The sequence below is a fragment of the Psychrobacillus sp. FSL K6-2843 genome (genome assembly GCF_038626375.1).
GTDB classification, from domain to species: Bacteria; Bacillota; Bacilli; order Bacillales_A; family Planococcaceae; genus Psychrobacillus; species Psychrobacillus faecigallinarum.
In genome coordinates this window covers 2,783,089-2,805,144 of the sequence record NZ_CP152021.1, presented here as the reverse complement: position 1 = coordinate 2,805,144, position 22,056 = coordinate 2,783,089, and the positions used below count along the sequence as shown (strand labels likewise).

Annotated in this window: 23 protein-coding genes; 19 read left to right on the top strand and 4 right to left on the bottom strand. The window is 36.5% G+C overall.

Going from position 1 to position 22,056, the window contains the following annotated elements; genetic code table 11:
- Positions 1-6: 6 nt before the first annotated feature.
- Positions 7-1,266 (bottom strand): NAD(P)/FAD-dependent oxidoreductase, encoded by a 1,260-nt coding sequence (locus MKY94_RS14100; protein WP_151113441.1) that lies wholly within the window; start codon positions 1,264-1,266, stop codon positions 7-9.
- A 103-nt stretch (positions 1,267-1,369) separates the two neighbouring features.
- Between MKY94_RS14100 and MKY94_RS14095 the strand changes: the two genes are divergently transcribed.
- Together MKY94_RS14095 and MKY94_RS14090 are read left to right on the top strand one after the other, a co-directional pair.
- Positions 1,370-2,995 carry a polysaccharide biosynthesis protein gene (locus MKY94_RS14095; RefSeq protein ID WP_144535218.1) on the top strand — a complete coding sequence of 542 codons (1,626 nt, stop codon included), beginning with the start codon at positions 1,370-1,372 and terminating at the stop codon, positions 2,993-2,995.
- Positions 2,996-3,718: a pseudouridine synthase gene (locus MKY94_RS14090; RefSeq protein WP_144535220.1), complete on the top strand. Its 723-nt coding sequence runs from the start codon at positions 2,996-2,998 to the stop codon at positions 3,716-3,718.
- 29 nt (positions 3,719-3,747) lie between these two features.
- Here the strand turns inward: MKY94_RS14090 and MKY94_RS14085 are convergent, their stop codons facing one another.
- On the bottom strand, positions 3,748-3,969 hold the full coding sequence (locus tag MKY94_RS14085; RefSeq protein WP_144537096.1) for a DeoR family transcriptional regulator: 222 nt from the start codon (positions 3,967-3,969) through the stop codon (positions 3,748-3,750).
- Positions 3,970-4,500: 531 nt separating this feature from the next.
- Here MKY94_RS14085 and pepV point away from each other — a divergent pair.
- The 9 genes from pepV (at position 4,501) to MKY94_RS14040 (ending at position 12,453) form a co-directional block, all read left to right on the top strand.
- Complete coding sequence (gene pepV, locus MKY94_RS14080; RefSeq protein WP_342577255.1) at positions 4,501-5,892, top strand: dipeptidase PepV; 1,392 nt, start codon at positions 4,501-4,503, stop codon at positions 5,890-5,892.
- A 17-nt stretch (positions 5,893-5,909) separates the two neighbouring features.
- Positions 5,910-6,761 carry a D-amino-acid transaminase gene (gene dat / locus MKY94_RS14075; RefSeq protein ID WP_342577254.1) on the top strand — a complete coding sequence of 284 codons (852 nt, stop codon included), beginning with the start codon at positions 5,910-5,912 and terminating at the stop codon, positions 6,759-6,761.
- Positions 6,758-7,291 carry an RNA 2',3'-cyclic phosphodiesterase gene (gene thpR / locus MKY94_RS14070; RefSeq protein WP_342577253.1) on the top strand — a complete coding sequence of 178 codons (534 nt, stop codon included), beginning with the start codon at positions 6,758-6,760 and terminating at the stop codon, positions 7,289-7,291. Before dat ends, thpR begins: the two co-directional genes overlap by 4 nt.
- Before the next feature lie 15 nt (positions 7,292-7,306).
- Complete coding sequence (locus MKY94_RS14065; RefSeq protein ID WP_342577252.1) at positions 7,307-8,290, top strand: nuclease-related domain-containing protein; 984 nt, start codon at positions 7,307-7,309, stop codon at positions 8,288-8,290.
- Positions 8,283-9,221, top strand: a complete 939-nt coding sequence (locus MKY94_RS14060) for a diacylglycerol kinase family protein (protein ID WP_342577251.1) — start codon at positions 8,283-8,285, stop codon at positions 9,219-9,221. Before MKY94_RS14065 ends, MKY94_RS14060 begins: the two co-directional genes overlap by 8 nt.
- A gap of 4 nt (positions 9,222-9,225) precedes the next feature.
- Complete coding sequence (trmB, locus tag MKY94_RS14055) at positions 9,226-9,876, top strand: tRNA (guanosine(46)-N7)-methyltransferase TrmB (protein WP_144535231.1); 651 nt, start codon at positions 9,226-9,228, stop codon at positions 9,874-9,876.
- Positions 9,877-9,907: 31 nt separating this feature from the next.
- Complete coding sequence (locus MKY94_RS14050) at positions 9,908-10,756, top strand: MBL fold metallo-hydrolase (RefSeq protein WP_342577250.1); 849 nt, start codon at positions 9,908-9,910, stop codon at positions 10,754-10,756.
- 127 nt (positions 10,757-10,883) lie between these two features.
- Positions 10,884-11,816, top strand: coding sequence for an alpha/beta hydrolase (locus MKY94_RS14045; RefSeq protein WP_342577249.1), 933 nt, complete (start codon positions 10,884-10,886; stop codon positions 11,814-11,816).
- Positions 11,800-12,453 (top strand): HAD family hydrolase, encoded by a 654-nt coding sequence (locus MKY94_RS14040; protein ID WP_342577248.1) that lies wholly within the window; start codon positions 11,800-11,802, stop codon positions 12,451-12,453. The genes MKY94_RS14045 and MKY94_RS14040 overlap by 17 nt, the downstream gene beginning before the upstream one ends.
- 201 nt (positions 12,454-12,654) lie before the next feature.
- Here the strand turns inward: MKY94_RS14040 and MKY94_RS14035 are convergent, their stop codons facing one another.
- Complete coding sequence (locus MKY94_RS14035) at positions 12,655-12,825, bottom strand: hypothetical protein (protein ID WP_186318030.1); 171 nt, start codon at positions 12,823-12,825, stop codon at positions 12,655-12,657.
- A 76-nt stretch (positions 12,826-12,901) separates the two neighbouring features.
- Positions 12,902-13,216, bottom strand: a complete 315-nt coding sequence (locus MKY94_RS14030; protein ID WP_144535237.1) for a hypothetical protein — start codon at positions 13,214-13,216, stop codon at positions 12,902-12,904.
- A 173-nt stretch (positions 13,217-13,389) separates the two neighbouring features.
- Here MKY94_RS14030 and MKY94_RS14025 point away from each other — a divergent pair, with 173 nt between their 5' ends.
- From MKY94_RS14025 to murC, 8 genes are all read left to right on the top strand, one after another.
- Positions 13,390-14,463: a M42 family metallopeptidase gene (locus MKY94_RS14025; RefSeq protein WP_151113457.1), complete on the top strand. Its 1,074-nt coding sequence runs from the start codon at positions 13,390-13,392 to the stop codon at positions 14,461-14,463.
- A gap of 180 nt (positions 14,464-14,643) precedes the next feature.
- Entirely contained in the window at positions 14,644-15,192 is a 549-nt protein-coding gene (locus tag MKY94_RS14020) for a DUF84 family protein (RefSeq protein WP_144535241.1), read from the top strand.
- A gap of 93 nt (positions 15,193-15,285) precedes the next feature.
- Complete coding sequence (locus tag MKY94_RS14015; RefSeq protein WP_154310303.1) at positions 15,286-15,798, top strand: hypothetical protein; 513 nt, start codon at positions 15,286-15,288, stop codon at positions 15,796-15,798.
- Positions 15,799-15,809: 11 nt separating this feature from the next.
- The gene (locus MKY94_RS14010) at positions 15,810-16,121 is read left to right on the top strand and encodes a thioredoxin family protein (protein WP_342577247.1); all 312 of its coding nucleotides are present in this window, start codon (positions 15,810-15,812) and stop codon (positions 16,119-16,121) included.
- A gap of 131 nt (positions 16,122-16,252) precedes the next feature.
- Positions 16,253-17,068, top strand: coding sequence for a DUF1444 family protein (locus MKY94_RS14005; RefSeq protein WP_144535247.1), 816 nt, complete (start codon positions 16,253-16,255; stop codon positions 17,066-17,068).
- The gene (gene ytpR, locus MKY94_RS14000; protein ID WP_144535249.1) at positions 17,065-17,670 is read left to right on the top strand and encodes a YtpR family tRNA-binding protein; all 606 of its coding nucleotides are present in this window, start codon (positions 17,065-17,067) and stop codon (positions 17,668-17,670) included. Before MKY94_RS14005 ends, ytpR begins: the two co-directional genes overlap by 4 nt.
- A gap of 127 nt (positions 17,671-17,797) precedes the next feature.
- Positions 17,798-20,581, top strand: a complete 2,784-nt coding sequence (locus MKY94_RS13995; protein WP_342577246.1) for a DNA translocase FtsK — start codon at positions 17,798-17,800, stop codon at positions 20,579-20,581.
- Positions 20,582-20,693: 112 nt separating this feature from the next.
- Complete coding sequence (gene murC, locus MKY94_RS13990) at positions 20,694-21,995, top strand: UDP-N-acetylmuramate--L-alanine ligase (RefSeq protein WP_154310306.1); 1,302 nt, start codon at positions 20,694-20,696, stop codon at positions 21,993-21,995.
- The last annotated feature ends 61 nt before the right edge of the window (positions 21,996-22,056 follow it).

Below are 22,056 nucleotides of genomic sequence, written 5' to 3'. Positions count from 1 at the left end.
ATCCATTTAATCTAAAATACTTTTTGCTGCACTCATGCCAGCTAGTTTTCCAGTGACAAGAGCGGAGGTAATGTTATAGCCACCTGTATAGCCGTGTATGTCTAATATTTCCCCACAAAAGTATAGGCCAGCTTTTTTCTTCGATGCCATTGTCTTTGGCTCAATCTCTTTAATAGAAACGCCGCCACCAGTGACAAAGGCTTTTTCAAGGGGCTGAGTACCATGTACCTTAACAACAAACTGCTTTAATAGATGGGCGAGGGATCTGATTTTCTCGTGGGATAGGTTTTGGCCATCTTCACTTTCTTGTATTTTTGCTTGTTCCAACAAAAACAAAAGCCATCTTTCTGGAACTAGTCCTTTCCATACATTTTTAACAGCTTTCTTAGGATCTTCCTTAATAGAAGAGAGGAGCTTTTGGAAAGTTTCTTCTTCATTTATTTCAGGTAGGCTATCAATTCTTACAGAAACTGGTCCGCCATTTTTCTTAATTTCTTTTACAACGAACTGGCTACAACGTAAAATAGCAGGACCACTTAAGCCAAAATGTGTAAAGAGCATGTCCATTTGATGTGTGATGATTGCTTTTCCTTTTTTATTTAGAACTGAAACAGCTACATCTCTAAGTGCTAGCCCTTGAAGCTCCTTAGACTTTATGAATGCCTCACTAGATAATAAAGGAACCTCTGTTGGATATAAATCGGTTACCGTATGCCCAGCTTTTTCAGCCCAAGGGTAGCCATCTCCGGTTGAGCCTGTTTGAGGAACGGCCTTTCCACCGACAGCAACAACTATAGCTCCAGCAGTTATTTCTTCGCCAGTCGCCAATCTAATTCCAATAACTTTTTCTTCATTCATTAACAGTTTAGAAACGGGAGCATTTAGCTTTATATCTACTTTTAATCTTTTTAATTCGTCAAGAAGAGCGTTCACGACATCCATTGCCTTGTTGGAAACAGGGAACATTCTACCATGGTCTTCCTCTTTTAACGGAACACCTAAGTTCTCAAAAAAGGCAATAATATCTTCATTGTTAAAGACGGAGAATGGGCTGAATAGAAATCGACCATTTCCTGGTATGTTTTTTACGATTTCCTCCTGAGGAAGTCTATTCGTGACGTTGCATCGACCTCCACCAGATATAGCAAGCTTTTTCCCTAGCTTATTCCCTTTTTCAATCAATAAAACCTTTTTGTTTTCAGCGCCAGCTGCGGCAGCGGCCATAAGTCCTGAGGGACCCCCACCGATAATAATTACGTCATACATAGTAAATTCACACTTTCATTTTTTCTTTATTATACATGATTGTAGTTTTGATGAGACAGTTGTAAACTGTAATATAGACATTTTAAAGGATTGGGCGGGTTTGATGGCATCGAATTTATTAAAAGGGACAATGATCTTAACGGTCGGTCTCTTGTTATCTAGAATTTTAGGAGTTCTTTATGTAATTCCTTTTTATCAAATTATTGGCGAGGAATACATTGCGCTTTATCAATACGCTTATACTCCTTATTCAATCATGCTGGCAATAGCTGTTTCAGGAGTACCAGTTGCAGTTTCAAAGTTTGTTTCCAAATATAATGCTCTTGGAGATTATGCTACAGGAAGGAAGCTAATGAAATCCAGTATGTTATTAATGAGTATCACTGGTTTCTTAGGATTCCTTATTCTTTTTTTCTTAGCGGATCCTATTGCACATATGATCATTAAGGATGATGAAGCAGCTTTTTCTCTTAATGATGTAGCTAGTGTGATTAAATATGTCAGCTTCGCAGTAATCGTTGTACCGCTTATGAGTTTAATAAGAGGTTTCTTCCAAGGCTATCAGCATATGACACCAACGGCGGTTTCTCAGCTTTGGGAGCAAATAGTACGTATTTTGTTCGTGTTAGCTGGAGGATTCTTTGTTGTATACATATTAAACGGAACGGAGAAGACCGCGATTTCCTTTGCGGTATTTGCTGCCTTTTTAGGAGCATTGGCCAGTCTGGGTGTTCTCTATTGGTATTGGAAAAAGCTAAAGCCAGAATTTGATTTAAAGTTAAATGATTCTGGCAGTCCTAGGTCAGATGTTTCTCTCAAAAATATATACAAAGAAATATTAATTTATACGGTACCATTTGCATTAGTCGGAGTGATTAATCCGCTATTTCAATTTATCGATATGATTACTTTTAATAGAGCGATGTCTAGCATCGGAATAAGCGGAGATATATCTAATACTTTGTTAGGGATGTTAAACTATTCAACTCATAAATTAGTGATGATTCCGGTCATGCTAGCTACCGGATTTAGTATGGCTTTAATACCTTTTATCACGAGTTATTATGCGAAACAAGATTTTGTTCAAGTAAGAAAATCATTAGACCAATCATTTCAAATATTATTATTTCTAACAGTTCCAGCAGCAATGGGAATTGCAGTATTGTCAGGTGATTTTTATCACTTGTTTTATGAGACAAGCAAAACAGGTTCTACAGTTCTTGCACATTATGCACCTGTAGCAATATTATTTGCTTTATATCCAGTAACAACTGCAATTTTGCAGGGGATAGATCGTCAAAAACTAATTATTTTAAATCTATTATTGGGTATACTTACCAAGCTATTATTGAACACACCGCTTATAAAAGCGTTTGAAACAGATGGTGCTATATTGGCAACAGCTTGTGGCTATTTAGTGGCAATAGGGTTGAATATGTTTGCGATTCGAAAAACATTGCATTATAAATCCACTATGGTGATTAGAAGAAGTATACTTATACTCATTGTTAATGCACTTATGTTAACAATAGTATTCGTTATCAAACTAGGCTTAGAGAACCTGTTTGTGATTGATAGTAAAATGGAAGCATTATTGGTCATCATGGTATGTGCTAGTATCGGAGCAGTTTTTTATGGCTACATAACTCTACGTCTTGGCTTAGCACAAAAGTTATTTGGTGAGAAGATTACGCGCTTTACGAAAAAATTAGGTTTTAAGGAGAAATAAATGCGATTAGATAAATTTCTGTCTCACATGGGATACGGTACAAGAAGTGAAGTAAAGGTACTCATCAAGTCAAAGGCAATTGAAATAAACAATACCGTTGCTAAAAATGGGTCCACGCATGTCAATGAATTAGAGGACCAAGTTTCCGTTTATGGGGAAGTGGTGGAATATAGAGAGTTCATCTATTTAATGATGAACAAGCCACCCGGGGTTGTTTCTGCAACAGAAGATTCTAGAGACCAAACTGTAATTGACCTGCTAGACGATGATGTAAGACATTTTGAGCCGTATCCCGTCGGAAGACTAGATAAGGATACAGTTGGGCTGCTTCTCTTAACAAATGACGGTGCGCTTACTCATCGGCTGTTATCTCCTAAAAAGGATGTTCCGAAAGTATATTATGCAAAAGTTGCAGGAAGAGTAACAGAATCAGACGTAGAGGCATTTAAAGAAGGAGTAATTTTAGATGATGGGTATCATACGAAGCCTGGGCATCTTCATATTTTGAAGAGTGATCAAATATCTGAAATTGAGCTGACTATCACCGAAGGAAAGTTCCATCAAGTGAAAAGGATGTTTCAGTCAGTAGATAAGGAAGTAATTTATTTAAAGAGACTTTCGATGGGGGCTTTAAAGCTAGATAATTCTCTAGAAGAAGGGTCTTACCGGGAGTTAACGACTGAGGAATTAATAAGTTTAGAACAAAAGAATGACCATGCATAAGCGTGGTCATTCTTTTTAATATAGTGAATCTAAGATGTCATTTTAACTCGTTTGTTCGTCGTGGTCCATTTGCCTCTTGTTGGACTAATGACTAGGTCATTAAACGCAAGTACATTCAAATCTCGTTGAATTGTTCGAGGAGTGATTCCAAATTCATCGACCAGATCTTGTGTTGTAACAGTTCCGTTGTCTCGGATGAACATATACATATCTTTGATTCGAGTGAGCATCCGATCAGTAGTAGGTTTCAAAAATAACCACTCCTTCATCTTGATATCTCGTGGCAAGACTAGCGGACGACTTGGGCGAAAAGCAACAGATGTATTGCAATTGACAGCCCCTTTACATTTTGGTAGTCAGAATTTTATTATCTGACAATTTAATTATAGTAGAATTACAAAGAAATTTCTATAAAAATAACTGTTTATTTACAAAAAAAACATATGAAGTTCTTCTAAGGAAGTTAAAAGAACCCATTCATGACTGGATTTTCTAATGGATTTGTCTTAATTTAAAATTATAAAAATATTAACCTTAGTACCAGAATACATCTCTAAAATAATATTGATAATCTGATAGAACAATTGAATAGTATGTTGAAATCTTTGCGATATGAAAAGAAACCAAAATTATTTTTTACTTATATGAATAGCTTAAATATGCAGTTACCGCTCTAATAATATTATTTGATAGAGGTTTAAAAAAACCTTCTTTTTGCTGTGTGTTTGAACAAATTAAGTGTAAAATAAGAAATATGCAATATACATAGGAGGATATAATAAATGAACTGGTTAGACCTAGCAGAACAAAAAAAGCCTGAGATCATTAAAGAGTTACAGGCATTAATCCAAATCCCTAGCGTTTTAGACGAAAAGGAAGCTACAGAAGAAGCTCCTTTTGGTATAAAGCCACTTGAGGCGCTTCAACATATGTTAAATGAGGGTAACAAAGAAGGCTTTCTTACGAAAAATATAGACAATATGGCTGGTCACATTGAAATGGGTAGTGGAGAGGAACTAGTAGGAATTCTTTGTCATGTTGATGTAGTTCCGGAAGGACAGGGCTGGACTTACCCACCATTCGAAGGTGTTGTTGCTGATGATCGTATCTATGGTAGAGGAGCAATAGATGATAAAGGTCCAACTATTGCAGCATGGATGGCAATGAAACTAGTTAAGGAAGCTGGTATCGAGCTTTCAAAACGTGTGAGACTAATTATTGGTTCTGATGAAGAAAGCGGATTCCGATGTGTTGATCGCTATTTCGAAAAAGAGGAGATGCCTGACCTAGGCTTTGCTCCAGATGCAGACTTTCCAATTATTAATGCAGAAAAGGGGATTGCTAATTTAATCTTCTCTCAAACGGGTTCTTCCGAAACAGAAACAATTCAATTTTTCCAAGCCGGAAAGCGCACAAATATGGTGCCGGATGAAGCGTTTGCATTTATTTTTGGCGGAGCTCATTCTATTAAAGAAAAATTTAATGCTTTTGCAAGTGAACATGGTATTACTGGAGAGGTATTGCCAGAAGGGCCAGTCGTGAAAGTATTGGTTCGTGGAAAATCTGCTCATGCTATGGAGCCAGATCAAGGAGTGAATGCAGGGGTTTTTCTAGCTAAATTCCTATTAACATTATCTTTAACACCACATTCCAAAGCATTCTGTGAATTCCTTGTAATGGCTTTTGGTGACGAAAGTAGAGGTCGTGCATTGGGCTTAGGCTATGCGGATGAAGTTTCTGGTGAAACTACATTAAATGCCGGGGTTATTCATTATGCACCTGCACAAGGCTCATGCACACAAGTAAGCCTACGCTATTCTGTTAGCTATCCGTTTGAGGAAAAAATAGGAGCTTGTAGAGAAAAGCTACAAAATAGTGGTATTACATTAGATTTAGGCTCTAATTCTACACCACATTTTGTCGATAAAGAGGATGTACTGATTCAATCTCTTCAAAAGGTATACGAGCGTCAAACGGGAGAAAACGCAGAACTATTATCTATTGGTGGAGGAACATACGCACGAGTACTGAAAAAAGGTGTAGCATTTGGAATGTTATTCCCTGGTAGACCAGATGTAGCACATCAAGTGGATGAATATGTAGATATTGAAGATTTAATAAAAGCAACGGCCATTTATGCAGATGCAATTGTAGAGCTTGCTGGGAAAAAATAAGGAGAGGATGATAGAACATGACTAAAATTTTATGGAATGATCAAATCGTAGAGGAAAAAGAGGTAAAAATCGGCTTTGAGGATCGTGGTTATCAATTCGGAGATGGAATTTATGAAGTGATTAAAATTTATAATGGTGATTTGTTTACAGCAATGGAGCATATCGATCGTCTATACGCAAGTGCAGACAAAATTCAATTAGTCATGCCTTATACAAAAGATAAATTACATCAATTGATGCACGAACTAATTGAAACGAATGAGCTTCAAAATGGTCAAATTTATCTTCAAGTAACACGTGGAAATAGTCCTCGTATTCATAACTTTCCTAACCCAGCAGTTAGCTCTGTACTGACTGCTTATACAAAAGAAACGACTCGTCCTCTTGCTCAACTAGAAAGTGGCGTAAAGGCTTGTTTTGTAGAGGATATCCGTTGGTTGAGATGTGATATTAAGTCATTGAATCTACTTGGGAATGTACTTGCTAAACAAGAGGCTGTTACAAAAGGTTGTTTTGAAGCAATTTTGCATCGCGGAGAGACGGTGACAGAAGGATCATCGTCTAATATGTATGGAATAAAAGATGGTATCCTGTATACACATCCAGTTAGCAACCTGATTTTAAATGGTATTACAAGAAAAGTAATATTAGATTGCTGTGAAGAAATTGGATTACCGATAGTGGAGAAAGCAATGACTAAAGAGGAAACATTGCAAATGGATGAATTTATCATGTCATCTACTAACGCTGAGGTTATGCCGATTATTTCGATTGATGGTAATGCTATCGGCGATGGAAAACCTGGAGAATTTACAAGAAAACTTCAGAAGGCTTTTGAACAAAAGATTCCCTCCACTCTACAAGTATGAACACACATTATTTCATAGGAATCAAAGTACCTGAGATGATTGGAAGATCTCTCATAAAGGCAAGGGAGACAACAAATATGCATAAAACACATAAAACGTTGCCCCTTGCAGAGGATCTCCATATCACATTAGCATACTTGGCTGCTGTCGATGAAAATGTATTAAAGGACTTAATAGCATCTTTGAATCAAATTAAGTGGGATGCCTTTTCTTTAACTACAGATGGACTAGCTCATTTTGGTAACGATGAAACTCCTAGAGTTGTTTTCGTTGCCTTAGAAGAAAAAGATGAGTTAATGAAACTGCAGCAGGCAATTGTTCAAAAGGTTTTGGATTTTTTAGAGTTAAATATTTCTAGGGACTTCCATGCACATATAACACTGGCTAAAAAGTGGATGTCAAAAGAAAAATGTGTCTATGATTCATTTAATCTGGAAAAACAGTCTTTTGAAGTCCGTGATTTTATCATCTACAAAATAAATCCAGCGAGTACTCCACGTTACGAACATTTTGCAAGAATAAACGTGTGAGAGGGAGGCAACGGAATGGCTCAGTTAGTCAAACTGCAAGATTATATATCCAGATATCAGATTGATTTAAAGCGCTATCCTACACAATTTGTTCGTTTGAAAAAACAACAATGGGAGCGTATTAACGCTTCTTGGGAAAACGGAGCTTTAGATACATCGTGGATTGAAAATGAGCAGGAGGAAGATATAGAGGTAGAGGAAAAGAAATCCTTTATCTCTAAACTATTTTCCCGAAATAAAGAAGAAACCTCTGCAGAATTACTGGAAGAGGAAAAAGAAGAGATTGGACATGATGTACCAGAAGAATCTACAACTCTCTTTTTTGAACCTAATATTGTTTATAATCCAAAATCTAAAGAAGAGCTACGAAGAATGTATTTGGATCAATTATTCCATTTTCAATTAAAATGGGCTAGCTCTACCTTAATGGAAAAATCATATGTGGACCCAAAGTATATGAGAGATAGTTTGCTGAGGCAATTAACACTACAATTGCCTGATAATTATTTTCTGTTTTATTATCCGATTCTTAAGTTGAAAAAAGCTCCTGTAGAACTAGATATTATTATTGTTTTACCTACAGAAATTATATGCTTAGTAGTTTTAGAGGGTAGAGATTCAGACGCTTTTATCGGTAGCGGAGATCGATTCTGGGTGAAAAAAAGTGGGAAAGCAGAGAGTAAAACATTAAGTCCGATGATTAGCTTAAATAGAATGGAATCTATTCTTTTACAAGTGTTTAAAAAGGAAGAGATTGACTTGCCAATAAGAAAGGTAGTCTTGTCTAGGAATGGGTATATCGATTATCCAGGTTCCACCTATCAGACTCAATTAGTGGATACAAGAAGTTTTTCTGCTTGGTTTCAATCCTTAAAATCATCTCCTTCACCTATGAAGCATATGCAGTTTAAGGCAGCGCAAGCATTACTTAATCTTGTTCAAACCACCTCCTACTCTCGAGCAGGCTGGGAGTTAGAGAGTGAGATAGAAAATGAATAATGTAGTGATAATTGTAAATGAGGTAGCAGGTCAGGGAAGAGCTAAAAAGCTATGGGAGTCATGGAAGGACCGGCTCCCGTTCTCCTTTACGCTCTTTAAAACTGAATACAGTGGGCATGCAACTGCTATATCGAAGGAATATGCTGACGCTAGCCAAGAACCTCTTCTTATTATTGCAATAGGTGGAGATGGTACCATACACGAAATACTCTCAGGTTTGATAGGATACAATCATGTTCGAGTTGGAGTTGTTTCTGCAGGAAGTGGAAACGATTTTGGTCGAACTTTTTTTGTGTTTAAAACAATTGAACAATTAAATGAATATGTTTTAGGATTTCAATCATCAGAATATATGGACATAGGAACATTAAAAACCAATTCAGAGAAATTTCATTTTGTAAATAATGCGGGCTTTGGTTTTGACGCTCATGTTGTGTATGCAGCCAATAATTCTAACTGGAAAAAGTGGTTAAATAGATTAGGGTTAGGTAAACTAGTATACATACTTTATCTAGTGAAGGAGTTATTTTGTTTTCAAAAATTTTCTTTTTCTTTACTAAATAAAGAAGATGAGATAAAGTTTGAGGATGTTTGGTTTATCACTGTATGTAATCAGCCTTATTTTGGAGGAGGTATGAAAATCTCGCCGTCCTCCTTACCGAACGATTCATTAATCGAACTAACCATAGTGCACCATTTAAAAAGAACAAAGCTATTATTTATATTTGGCACTGTGTTTTTTGGAAAACATACTGCTTATAAAGAAATTAAACAAATTCAAGCAAAAGAGTTCACCATTCAAATGAACGATGAAGTATATGGGCATGTAGATGGAGAATTTTCCTGTATGACTACACCTGGCAGTACTTATACGTTTAAGGTGGAGTCCGATGCTTGGAATTTAGCAAAACCACTAAGTAAAAGGAGTTAAAGTAATGAGATTAAGAAACAAACCATGGGCAGAGGATTTTATAAACGCTCATCCAGAAATAGTAATTCCAAATCCAGAAGAACAAAAAGGAAAATGGAATTCAGTGTTCAATAACGAGAATCCACTTCACATTGAAGTAGGTACAGGTAAAGGCCAATTTATCACAGGAATGGCAAAACAAAATCCTGATATCAATTATATAGGAATTGAGCTTTATGATAGTGTCATTGTATCTGCTTTAGAAAACGCATTAGAAGCACAGCCTTTACCAAATTTACGTTTGCTTAAGGTGAATGGTGCTGACTTAGCAAAATATTTTCAAAAAAATGATGTACACCGTGTGTATTTAAACTTCTCAGATCCATGGCCAAAAATTAGACATGCAAAGAGACGCTTAACTCACGAAGGGTTTTTAAAGCTGTATGAATCTATTTTAGTAGACAATGCAGAAGTTCATTTTAAAACAGATAATAGAGGGTTATTTGAATATTCTTTAACAAGCATGTCGGCTTATGGGATGCTGTTAACTTATGTATCGCTTGATTTACATGCGAATATGCCAGAAGATAATATTATGACGGAATATGAGGAGAAATTCTCAGCAAAAGGTCAGCCGATTTATCGACTAGAGGCTAGGTTTTTGAGCAACAAGTAAAAGGTCAATACTATTCAAAGGGGATGAAAGTATGGATACGTATAAGTTTCAAGAGATGACATTAACATGGTTAAAGGGTGGTACGACACATATGGACGGGGGAGCCATGTTTGGAGTAGTGCCAAAGCCTTTATGGGAAAAAAAATATCCTGTTAACGAAAAAAATCAAATAGAGCTTCCTTCCGATCCAATTCTCATCCAATATCAAGGTAAAAACATTTTGCTAGAGGCGGGCATAGGATTTGGTAAGTTTTCAGAAAAGCAAATAAGAAACTATGGGATTACAGACGAATCGATGGTAGATGACAATCTTGTCGAGCTAGGTCTACTAGCTGAGGATATCGATATCATTTTAATGACACATTTACATTTTGATCACGCTTGTGGATTAACTAAGTGGTTAAATGGAGAGTTAATTTCTAGTTTCCCGAATGCTACTATCTATGTTTCAGATGTAGAGTGGAATGAAATGAAGAATCCTAATATTCGATCTAGCAATACTTATTGGAAGGAAAACTGGGAACCAATTCAATCTCAGGTCACAACATTCCAGGATTCTATTACTATATTAGAAGATATTCAGATGGTTCACACAGGTGGGCATAGCGACGGGCACAGCATTGTACTATTAAGACAATCTGGCGAAACGATCATTCATATGGCCGATCTTATGCCAACGAATGCTCACCAAAATCCTTTATGGGTTTTAGCTTATGATGATTATCCAATGACTTCTGTCTTTGCTAAGCAAAAATGGGTGAATGAGGCATTACAAAACAATTATTGGTTTAGCTTTTATCATGATGCTTACCATCGAATGATTAAATGGTCTACAGATGGCAAGGAAGTTATAGAGAAGCTAGAGAGAACGAGAAAATGATGTAAATAAACAGTTATAAGTGTCTTAGGACATTTATAGCTGTTTTTTTGTTGTGTATTCACATAATTATAGAAGGTTATTGGTAAATTATAGAGAATTAATGAAGGATAAACTACTAAAGGTTGAGGTGAGTATAATCAGGACTTTTTTAAATATAGACGAACAGAACATGGAGATTTTATTTAAAGGAAGTGAAGGTACTCCAGTAATGATTGTTTCGGGTATGGGCTCCTCATTTGATGAGTGGTATGAAATAACCGAAACATTAAGTAAAACGAATCGTGTGATAATGTTTCATAGACCTGGACTTGGTGAAAGTGAATTGCTAAAGGAATTACGAAATACAGAAACTGTCAGAAATGAAATATCAGAGATTATTCGTCTCCTTGAAATAGATGAACCATTTATTTTGGTTGGGCATTCTTATGGAGGATTATGTGTCCAGCATTTTATGAAGAAGCACGAAGAGAAGGTGCTGGGAGTAGTATTAGTAGATTCCACATCTGTGAACTTTAAAGCTCTCGATCAATTGGATTTACCGATGATCAATGAAGATTCCACGGATGAAGCTTGGTTAGAAAAATGCCTTTTTTATTCCTCTATGAATGAAGAAAGACTGCGGGTTCACCTAAAACCAACACTGACAAAACAGCAACTACAATTTCCTATTAACATTCAAAAAAGACTACTAGAATTTCAAGTAAAGCCAAATTTATATAAGGCAATGTATTTGGAGATAAGTCACTGGGAAAGAGATGCTGAGACAATAAAAAATTTAAATACTTCTCTCAATCTCCCTTTGATAGTCATTGGCAGAGATAAAGCTCATTGTATAACATTAGCAGTGGAAGAAGGATTGCCTGAGAAAGAAGCTACACTTCTAGAAAATAAATGGGAGGAGCTTATTGAGGGTCAAGCTTATATAACAAAAAATAGTAGGTTAATCTTTGCAAAAGGCTCCAGTCACTCGATTCATTTAGATCGGCCAGATATCATTCTAGAAGCTATAAGAATACTAAAAGGAATGGAGCTAGAAGAAAAGAATGAACATATTAAATAAGGATGTGAACGTGATCTTCTTTGATGCGGGCGGGGTTCTTTTTGACACCTTAGTAAAAGGGGAGCGACGAGTCACTAATTTGATGATGCAACGAGGATTCGCACAATCTGAAATTGTAACCGCTATACATAAAGCCAGTCAGCTTGACCTGCCATTTATAACTAATTGGAAGGAAGAGGAACAATATTACAAGAATTATTACGGAGCAATTGCTGAGCACCTTGGTGAAAAGAAATTAGAAGATGAATTGATGTTCTTTGCTCATTACGCTGTTAACTGTGAATTGTTTCCGGAGGTTAAGGAAGTTCTAGAAACGTTAAGTAAAACTTATCGACTAGCAGTTATTTCTAATGCAATGCCAAGTATGGATTGGATTTTTGATCGTTTAGGAATACGACATTATTTTGAAGCCATTATATTATCGTCCACCGTCCTTCTAGAAAAGCCAAATGAAGCTGTTTATTATCTTGCCCTGAAGGAGTTATCTGCTAGTAAAGAAGAAAGTGTTTTTATTGACGATAAAATGGAAAATATTGATGGCTCGGAGCGAGCTGGGATAAAAGGTCTTTACTTGAATAGGAGCAAGAGTGATTTAATGGAGCTATTAAAGGACCACAAATTATGGCCTGCAGTGTGAAGCAGTTAACTAAGAAAAATAAAATTTTTTCTTCAATAAGCTGATTGCAACACTTCACTTATTTCCCGCAACACATAGAGACTTCTGCGCAACACTCCAGGCGTTCCCGAAACACTTCACAAGTTTTGCACAACATTTCAGGCGGTTTCTGCAACACTCCACTAAAAAAGAAAAAAGGTGAGCTTTTAACTCACCTTTGCTTTATTTTTTGTTATTCGATTCTTTAGTAATATGTTTCGTTACCTTGTTTTTCGAGACTTCAGCAAAGTCAATTCCCATTTCTGTATCTGGGTTTACGGTAGGATTTTTGTATAATTCTTGGCTGTTGTGCGTTCGCTCGTTCATGGTTTTTTTACTGTTCTTGCTACTCATGGAATATCACCTCCTACAGATAATTTACACTTAAGAGGTGGATTTATGCTCCATGACTGAAAGCAACATCATTGTATTATACTCTTGTAAGGTCTACGACAGTTCCAGACTTCGAATCAGCTGCAAACTCAAATTGTTCAAGCTCTCCATTTTTAACTCTTGATATTCCGCCTTTATATACTTCCAAACGGATTGCTTCTTTTTGGAAAGGTTCTGGACTCATATAAATCCATGAGCCATCGATTGGTCCCTCTTCTTTAAAAGAGTTCTTTATATTATTAAGCACTAGATCTGCTGGTTTGTTTGGATTTATTTTATTTGCAGCCTGACTTGCAACAATACCTAAAACGACTCCAGTACCTAATCCCATCATATAGTCTCTTAATTTCATTCCAATTCCTCCCTCTTGTTTATTTTAGTTTATCACATAACTCGATTTCGTAAAATTTTTCGATTGTCGAAATTTATTAGTAGTAAACAATTCAAACTTTTATTACAATAGATAGGAAATGTATTTAAAAAGGCAAAATTAACTTTTCTATGCTTTAGGAGGCATCTACTGAGATGAATGAAGAAACACGCGGGTTGTTTAAAACATTAACCGAGTTACCTGGGGCTCCAGGAAATGAGCATGCTGTTCGAGCATTTATGCGAACCGAGTTAACAAAATATGCAGACGAAATAGTACAAGACAATTTAGGTGGAATTTTCGGATTGAAAAAGGGCGATGAAAATGGTCCTAAAATATTAGTTGCTGGGCATATGGACGAGGTCGGATTTATGGTTTCTGGCATCACGGATAATGGAATGCTACGTTTCCAGCCACTAGGTGGATGGTGGAACCAAGTTCTACTCGCTCAACGTGTAGAAATTGTTACAGGTTACAAAACAATTCCAGGTGTAATCGGATCTATTCCTCCTCATTTGTTGAGTGATGAGGTTCGTAATAAACCAATGGATATTAAAAATATGTTAATCGATGTTGGTGCTGATGATAAAGAGGATGTACTTAGAATGGGTATTAAACCTGGCGATCAAATTGTCCCTGTTTGTCCGTTTACTCCAATGGCAAATGATAAAAAAATTATGGCTAAGGCTTGGGACAACCGTTATGGTTGTGGGCTTGCGATTGAATTATTAAAAGAAGTTCAAAATGAACAGTTGCCAAATATGTTGTACTCTGGAGCAAATGTTATGGAAGAGGTAGGTCTTCGCGGGGCACAAGCCTCCACTAATATGATCAAGCCTGATTTGTTCTTCGCTTTAGATGCTAGCCCCGCAAATGATGCTTCTGGCAATAAAAATGAGTTTGGTCAATTGGGGAAAGGTACTCTACTACGTATATTTGACCGCTCCATGATCACTCATCGAGGGATGAGAGAATTTGTATTAGATACTGCTGAGACTAATAATATTCCATATCAATATTTTATCTCACAAGGTGGAACAGATGCAGGAAGAGTTCATACTTCGTTAGAAGGTGTACCTAGTGCAGTAGTTGGTATATGTTCACGTTATATTCATACCTCTTCGTCTATTATTCATACAGATGATTACGCAGCAGCGAAGGAATTAATTGTGAAGCTTGTAAAGGCATGCGATCGTTCAACACTTGAGACTATTAAAGCAAACGTCTAAAAAGGATGCCCCGAGTGGCATCTTTTTTTAAAATTAAAGATATAAATTATACATATTCAATACATATTGCTTGGAATAATAGATAGCAACAGACAGTCCAAAAATCATATCTTTTTCAGCCGATGAAATTGAACTGTCTTATTGTTTTCATTGGCTTGTTTCAAAGAAGGAGATTAAACGATGCATAAAATACTAATTGGAACTAATAATAGAGCTAAAACAAAGGCAGTTGAAGTGGTAGCTGGCAAATTTTATCCTGATGCTATTTTTGTAAATCAGGAGGTTTCCTCACAAGTGTCGAATCAGCCGATGAGCAACGAGGAAACTAGGCAGGGAGCAATTAACCGAGCAAAACGATTAATGCAAGACTTTGATGGTACCTTTGGCATTGGCTTAGAAGGCGGTGTACAGGAAATTTCTGATACTATGTATGTTTGTAACTGGGGTGCTCTTGCAACCAAAACAGGAGAAGTGTTTACTGCTACCGGAGCAGGTGTAGCCTTACCAAAGGAAATAGCAGATAGTTTAAAAGAGGGTGCGGAACTTGGACCCATAATGGACGTCTATACTAACAAGAAAGGTATACGTCATCACGAAGGAGCAATAGGAGTATTTACAAACGGTTTTGTAAAACGAAGTGATATGTTCGAGCATATTATGTTATTGCTCATTGGTCAGTATGAACTTTCTTTAAAGACTCAAAATGCGAAATTAGATTTACAGGAATGAAAAACCAACTAGCTTAATAAGATATACTAGTTGCAAGTAAATAAAATCATAGTTAAAATATATAGCAGTTATGCATTGAATGGAGGAAAGAATTTGACGAGAATTTGGATGCGGGTTATTCTCGCGTCGCTAGCTGTCATTTTAATAGCAGGGTGCGCATCTATAGATGAACAAGCTGTAGACGGCCTTGAACAAGCTGAAAAAGCCTTTCAAGGGGATGCTGAAGATCCTAACGAAGAAATTAACAGTATAAAACTTTTCTTACCAAGTGGATATTCTATTGAAGATGATTCCGATGAAACTAATATTCTTCTCAACAAAGGGAAAAATTCTTTTATTTTATTTATCAATCCCAATGAATCATCTTCGAGTAAATTATACTATGATTTAATGATGGCAAATAAAAATGTGAAAATCATTAAGGAAGCAACCTTTGAAAAAGATGATCGGTTTGGTTTTGTTGCCATTTTAGAAAATAGCGAAGAAAGATATGAGTTAATAACCAGTATTGGCGGTATCAAATTAACAACTATTACTAAAGAGAAAGATGTTGCTAATAATCTTGAACAGATGATGATGATAGTCAGATCTATTCAAACGAAATAGGGGGAATTCACGTGGAAAACTTACAATCCATTGATCAGTTCGAACAATTAAAGAATACTGGGAATGTTGTATTTAAATTTACAGCCGATTGGTGTCCAGATTGTCATTTTATCGACCCGTTTATGGGAGAGGTGGAAGAGCAGTTTTCTGAATTCCAATTTATCTCCGTAGATAGAGATAAGTTTATAGATTTATGTGTTGAGTTAAACATTTTAGGTATTCCGAGTTTTGTCGCTTTTGAAAATGGAAACGAGATAGGTCGTTTCGTAAGTAAAGATCGTAAAACAAGAGAAGAAATTGAATTATTTCTTCAATCTATCTAAGAGACTAAACGGTTCACAAATTGTGAGCCGTTTTTATTTGGGATTCCATACATAATATTTGTTTTTAACTGCTATATAGCGATAGAATTCACATAGGCAAGTCTTTTGTGAATAAGAAAGGAAGGGATACTTTGAAAGCACTTGAATTGATAAGATTATTTAAAACTAAAATGACAGAAGAAATATATATGTATGATTACAATCGTGAAACAAATAAGCTTCGTTTAACCCATAAGCAACTAGGAAAAGGTATGGATATTTCGATTCCTCCTATATTAGCGAAATATGAAACAAAAAAAGAGGAAGCAATTAACGAGGTAGTATACACAATACAAGAGACATTTTCAGCTATGGAGAAGGAAATGGCAGGAGAAATTGATCCAACGTTAGCGGTTTATCCTGTAATTCGTTCTACTTCCTTTCCTCTTAAATCTAACGAGGGAAACCGATTTGTTACGAAAGACCATACTGCTGAAACTAGAGTTTACTATGCTTTAGATTTAGGAAATACTTATCGTTTGCTAGATGAGAAGATGTTAGCGAGCTGGAATGTGCGGGAAACTGAGATAAGGGAGAGAGCTCTATTCCAGGTTAGAAATCTAAAAACAAATTATAAAACGGATGAAGTTGCTGGCAATATCTTTTACTTTTTTAACAATAATGACGGATATGATGCAAGCAGAATCTTAAACGAATCTCTATTAAAAGAAATGAAAAAACAGATTTCTGGAGATATGACTGTTTCTGTACCCCATCAAGATGTTATGATTATTGGTGATATAAGAAATGAGACAGGTTACGATGTTCTTGCTCAAATGACTATGCATTTCTTTACAGTAGGGACAGTGCCAATTACCTCATTATCTTTTATATATGACAAAGGAGATTTAGAGCCAATCTTTATCCTGGCTAAAAATCGAGTAACAAAGGAGAACGAAGACAAATGAATATATTTTACAATGCAGCCGGTATAGGTGACGTGTTATTAGTCCAATTAACACCAGAAAAAACAGAAAAAGTTATAACTGAAACTAAAGGCGATGTAACGCTTGTTAAGGATCAGCAATCAGCTGAGATTCTTGCAATCAATATATTTGGATTTAGTAAATATGCACAACTAGAAGCAAACGGACAAGTTACTTTAAATGAGGAGCTTGTGACAAAAATTCAAGCAGTATTAAATTCAAATGAAGTAGATTACCAATTAGAGGTGGACCTGTCTCCTAAATTCGTAGTTGGTTATGTGGAATCTTTAGAGCAGCATCCAAATGCGGACAAGTTAAAGGTGTGCCAAGTAAACGTAGGAACTGAAACCTTACAAATTGTTTGTGGCGCTCCAAACGTGGACGCTGGCCAAAAGGTAGTGGTAGCTAAAGTTGGAGCTGTTATGCCTTCTGGAATGGTTATTAAAGATGCAGAACTTCGAGGAATTGCTTCAAGTGGAATGCTTTGCTCTGCCAGAGAGCTTGCTTTACCAAATGCTCCTGAGGTGAAAGGTATTCTTGTTTTGGAAGATAACAATGAAATAGGAAGTGCCTTTGTTTCATAAAAGTATGAAGAAGTTCTTAAAGCATGCCTAATAGGTGTGCTTTTTTTCTACTATCTTTTAATTTTTAACAGACGTATACCGTAATTATTGGTAAAATAGATGGTATCGAGTAGAAAGAGTGATGTAAATGAACTGGTTTAAAAAATTATTTTCAAATAATGAGGAAGAAAATATAGAAGAATTTGAAGCTGAGGAGTTATCTCCAAAAGAAACGAAAACTCCTTTCCGCTTTCCATTAATATCGGATAATGAAAAAAACGAATTCCTGTATGGAGTAAAGGAAGAAAAAATAATTAACGAGCCGATTGTAAATGAGAAAAAAGTATATGAAGCTCCTCCTATCTATGAAGGCTGGCAACAAAGAAAAATACAGCCAGTAGTCAAAAAAGTGGAAAAAGAAATAGTTGAAGAAGCAGCTATCGTAAAGAAAAAGAGACCCTTCACTCCAACTCAAGTTCCTTCTCCAGTATATGGCTATAATAAGCCAAAGGAAAAATATGGGGCAACCCACAAGGAACCAATTATAGAGAGAGAGCCTATTATAAGTAAAGAAAAAATTGTGAGTCCTTTCCCCATGCCACAGGAGGTAAAGGCAGAGCAATCAGTGGAAATCAAAGAAAATGCCATAGAGGATCCAGTACTTGTAGTAAGTGAAGAAACATCGGAGGTTCTCGATAAAGCTCCAAATATCAATACTTCTTTAGAGGAATCGCCAAACGAGATAGTAGAAGTAAAACAAGAATTGGAACAAATTTCTAAGGTGGAAAAGCCGAAATTAGAGCATGTTGAAGTAAAAGAGGAATCACAAGTAGCAGAACCGCTTGAAGTAGTAGAGGAATCAGTAGTAAATAATCTTGAAGTTAAAGAAGAGCAACCAATGGTAACTGAGCTCCTTAAAGTAGAAGAACAGCCATTAGTCGAGCAATTTGAAAGAAAAGAAGAACAGATGGTAATAGAACCGCTTGAAGTCAAAGAAGAATCAGTAGTAAATGTTCTTGAAGTAAACGAAGAGCAACCAATGGTAGCTGAGCTCCTTAAAGTAAAAGAACAGTCATTATTCGAGCAACTTGAAAGAAAAGAAGAACATGAAGTCGAAGAAGAAGCAGTAGTTAATGCTCTTGAAGTAAACGAAGAGCAACAAACGGTAACAGAGCTACTTGAAACCAAAGAAACACCGCTAGTCGAGCAACTTGAAAGAAAAGAAGAACAGCAAGTAGTAGAATCGCTTGAAGTCAAAGGGGAATCAGTAGGAGAACCGATTAAGACGCCTGAAGCAACTCGAACAGAGAAAATCAGACCCTTTAACGTTTTAATGCTAAAGTCAGATAAGGATAAGTTGAATAAACTAGGAAATAAAATAATACCTAACCAACAGAGCTTTTCATCCATGCCGCCTGTTTCTGTAGCTGAGCCGACACAAGCCCGACATAAAGAAGAAGTAAGGGTGGAAGAAAACTCTGTAACAGAACCAATTGAGGAAATGCAGGAAGAATACACTTCTAGCTATCAAAAACCTTCCTTTAGTTATCTTTTACCTCCAGAGATGAAGGATGAGGATAAAGAGTGGATGGAGGATCAAGCTGCCACTTTAGTGGAAGCCCTTTCGTATTTTCAAGTGAGCGGGGAAATTGTTCAAATGTTTCAAGGACCAGCAGTTACTCAATTTGAAATTACAGTAGGACATGGTACGAAGGTAAGTAAAATTCGCAACCTAGCAGATGATCTTAAGCTTGCTCTAGCAGCGAAGGACATTCGTATACAAGCTCCTATACCAGGAAAAAGCTCAATAGGTATTGAAATTCCTAATAGAAAATCACGTGCTGTACGTATATCGGAGGTTCTTAACACGAATGTATTTATTGAATCTGACTCTCCTTTAGAAGCAGCCCTTGGTTTAGATTTAACTGGTAAACCTGTGACAATCGATTTGAGAAAGATGCCACATGGGCTAATTGCAGGAGCAACAGGCTCGGGGAAATCTGTGTTTATCAATTCTTTGCTTGTTAGTCTGTTATATAAGGCAACTCCAGATGAATTGAAATTATTGTTAATCGATCCTAAGATGGTGGAGCTTGCTCCTTTTAACCATATTCCTCATTTAGTAAGTCCAGTAATCACAGATGTGAAAGCTGCAACAGCAGCTCTCAAGTGGGCAGTTGAAGAAATGGAACGTCGTTATCAATTGTTTGCTCATATCGGAGTGCGTGATATTAGCAGATATAACACATTGGCCACGGAAAAAAGACAGTTTGCTCAAAAACTACCTTACCTTGTTATTGTAATTGATGAGTTAGCTGACTTAATGATGATGGCTCCAACCGAGGTGGAGGATGCTATTTGTCGTATTGCACAAAAAGCAAGAGCTTGTGGAATACATCTTGTTTTAGCAACACAACGTCCTTCTGTTGATGTAATTACAGGCCTCATAAAGGCAAATATTCCTACACGAATTGCTTTTTCTGTATCATCCCAAATAGATTCACGGACTATTTTAGACCAGCAAGGTGCTGAGAGATTGCTTGGTCGCGGAGATATGCTTTATCAAGGCAATGGTATGTCGAGTCCAGTAAGGATTCAGGGGACTTATGTGACAGACGATGAAATAGAAAGTGTTATTGACTATGCAAGAAGCCAAGGAACTCCCAATTATATGTTTGAACAGGATGAGCTAATACAAAAAACAGAGACAGCCTCCGAACAAGACGAATTATTTGAGGAAGCTTGTCGATTTGTAGTTGAACAGGGCAGTGCATCCACATCATTATTGCAACGGAAATTCCACTTAGGATATAATCGGGCAGCTAGGCTGATTGATGCTATGTATGAGAGTGGTTATATTTCTGATCAACGAGGAAGTAAGGCTAGAGAAGTGTTATTGACAAATGATAGCATTGACCAAATTTTTAGTTAAATATATTTATTAATATAACGTACTAAAAAGTGATATAATGGGGAATACGTCTAATAGGCGAACGCATAATCAATGTATATAAGTGGGACTAATCCCAGGAGGTTTACAATGTATGACAAAGTATCATTTTACAGGGATTAAGGGATCGGGTATGAGCCCGTTAGCTCAAATCCTTCATGATGAAGGTCATGAAGTTCAAGGATCCGATATTGAAAAATATTTTTTTACAGAAAAACCATTACATGATCGCCAGATAAATGTTCTATTGTTCGATGAAGATAATGTAAAAGAAGGAATGACAGTGATTGCAGGAAATGCATTTCCTGACACTCATCCTGAAATAGTGAAGGCTAAGGAACTAGGGTTGGAAGTTATTCGTTATCATAAGTTTTTAGGTGATTATATGAACCAGTTTACTTCAATTGCAGTAACTGGAGCTCATGGGAAAACGTCAACTACAGGTCTACTCGCTCACGTTTTAAGCGGTTATAACGCTACTTCTTATCTAATTGGTGATGGCACTGGTAAAGGGGTTAAAAACGCCTCTAATTTCGTTTTTGAAGCATGTGAATATCGCAGACACTTTTTGGCATATAGTCCAGATTATGCGATTATGACTAATATCGATTTTGACCATCCAGATTATTTTACAGATATTGAGGATGTATTTAACGCGTTTCAGGAAATGGCGATGCAAGTTAAAAAGGGCATTATAGCTTGTGGAGATGACTCTCATCTTCAACGCATTAAAGCGTCTGTGCCTGTTGTCTATTATGGTTTCGGGGAGCATAATGATTTTGCTGCTCGTAATATAGAAAAGACAACAGAGGGGACTTCCTTTGACGTATTTGTAAGAAATGAGTTTTATCATCGGTTTACGATACCAATGTACGGTGATCATGTCATTTTGAATTCTTTATCGGTTATATCTTTATGTCATTATGAGGGTGTGCCTGTAGAGGTTATCCAGGATGGTTTAGAATCCTTTGAGGGTGTTAAAAGACGTTTTACAGAAACAGTTATAGGAGATCGTGTAATTATTGATGATTACGCTCATCACCCGACAGAAATTGCTGTAACAATTGAAGGCGCACGTCAAAAGTATCCAGATAGAAAGCTTGTAGTGATATTCCAACCACACACATTTACTAGAACTCAAAAGTTCTTAAATGAGTTTAAAGAAAGCCTTAGCTTGGCTGACGAAGTGTACTTATGCGACATATTTGGATCAGCTAGAGAAAACGCAGGCTCTTTAACTATCGAAACACTAGGTGATCTTATAGAGGGCAGTCATATCCTTCAAGAGGAGTCGGTGGAACAATTATTAACTCATGAAAATGCTGTGTTTATGTTTATGGGTGCAGGAGATGTCCAAAAATATCAAAAGGCATTTGAAAAAAAACTAAATAATTAATAAAAATGCTTAATCTCTTATGTAGATTAAGCATTTTTTAGAGGAGTTTTCAAAAAAAAGT

Excerpts from the sequence above, each read along its gene's own strand:
- murC (WP_154310306.1), top strand. The coding sequence starts at position 20,694 with ATGACAAAGTATCATTTTACAGGGATTAAGGGATCGGGTATGAGCCCG.
- MKY94_RS14025 (WP_151113457.1), top strand. The coding sequence starts at position 13,390 with ATGAATGAAGAAACACGCGGGTTGTTTAAAACATTAACCGAGTTACCT.
- MKY94_RS13995 (WP_342577246.1), top strand. The coding sequence starts at position 17,798 with ATGAACTGGTTTAAAAAATTATTTTCAAATAATGAGGAAGAAAATATA.
- pepV (WP_342577255.1), top strand. The coding sequence starts at position 4,501 with ATGAACTGGTTAGACCTAGCAGAACAAAAAAAGCCTGAGATCATTAAA.
- MKY94_RS14040 (WP_342577248.1), top strand. The coding sequence starts at position 11,800 with ATGAACATATTAAATAAGGATGTGAACGTGATCTTCTTTGATGCGGGC.
- dat (WP_342577254.1), top strand. The coding sequence starts at position 5,910 with ATGACTAAAATTTTATGGAATGATCAAATCGTAGAGGAAAAAGAGGTA.
- trmB (WP_144535231.1), top strand. The coding sequence starts at position 9,226 with ATGAGATTAAGAAACAAACCATGGGCAGAGGATTTTATAAACGCTCAT.
- MKY94_RS14035 (WP_186318030.1), bottom strand. The coding sequence starts at position 12,825 with ATGAGTAGCAAGAACAGTAAAAAAACCATGAACGAGCGAACGCACAAC.
- MKY94_RS14050 (WP_342577250.1), top strand. The coding sequence starts at position 9,908 with ATGGATACGTATAAGTTTCAAGAGATGACATTAACATGGTTAAAGGGT.
- ytpR (WP_144535249.1), top strand. The coding sequence starts at position 17,065 with ATGAATATATTTTACAATGCAGCCGGTATAGGTGACGTGTTATTAGTC.
- MKY94_RS14090 (WP_144535220.1), top strand. The coding sequence starts at position 2,996 with ATGCGATTAGATAAATTTCTGTCTCACATGGGATACGGTACAAGAAGT.
- MKY94_RS14060 (WP_342577251.1), top strand. The coding sequence starts at position 8,283 with ATGAATAATGTAGTGATAATTGTAAATGAGGTAGCAGGTCAGGGAAGA.
- MKY94_RS14030 (WP_144535237.1), bottom strand. The coding sequence starts at position 13,216 with ATGAAATTAAGAGACTATATGATGGGATTAGGTACTGGAGTCGTTTTA.
- thpR (WP_342577253.1), top strand. The coding sequence starts at position 6,758 with ATGAACACACATTATTTCATAGGAATCAAAGTACCTGAGATGATTGGA.
- MKY94_RS14065 (WP_342577252.1), top strand. The coding sequence starts at position 7,307 with ATGGCTCAGTTAGTCAAACTGCAAGATTATATATCCAGATATCAGATT.
- MKY94_RS14095 (WP_144535218.1), top strand. The coding sequence starts at position 1,370 with ATGGCATCGAATTTATTAAAAGGGACAATGATCTTAACGGTCGGTCTC.
- MKY94_RS14020 (WP_144535241.1), top strand. The coding sequence starts at position 14,644 with ATGCATAAAATACTAATTGGAACTAATAATAGAGCTAAAACAAAGGCA.
- MKY94_RS14100 (WP_151113441.1), bottom strand. The coding sequence starts at position 1,266 with ATGTATGACGTAATTATTATCGGTGGGGGTCCCTCAGGACTTATGGCC.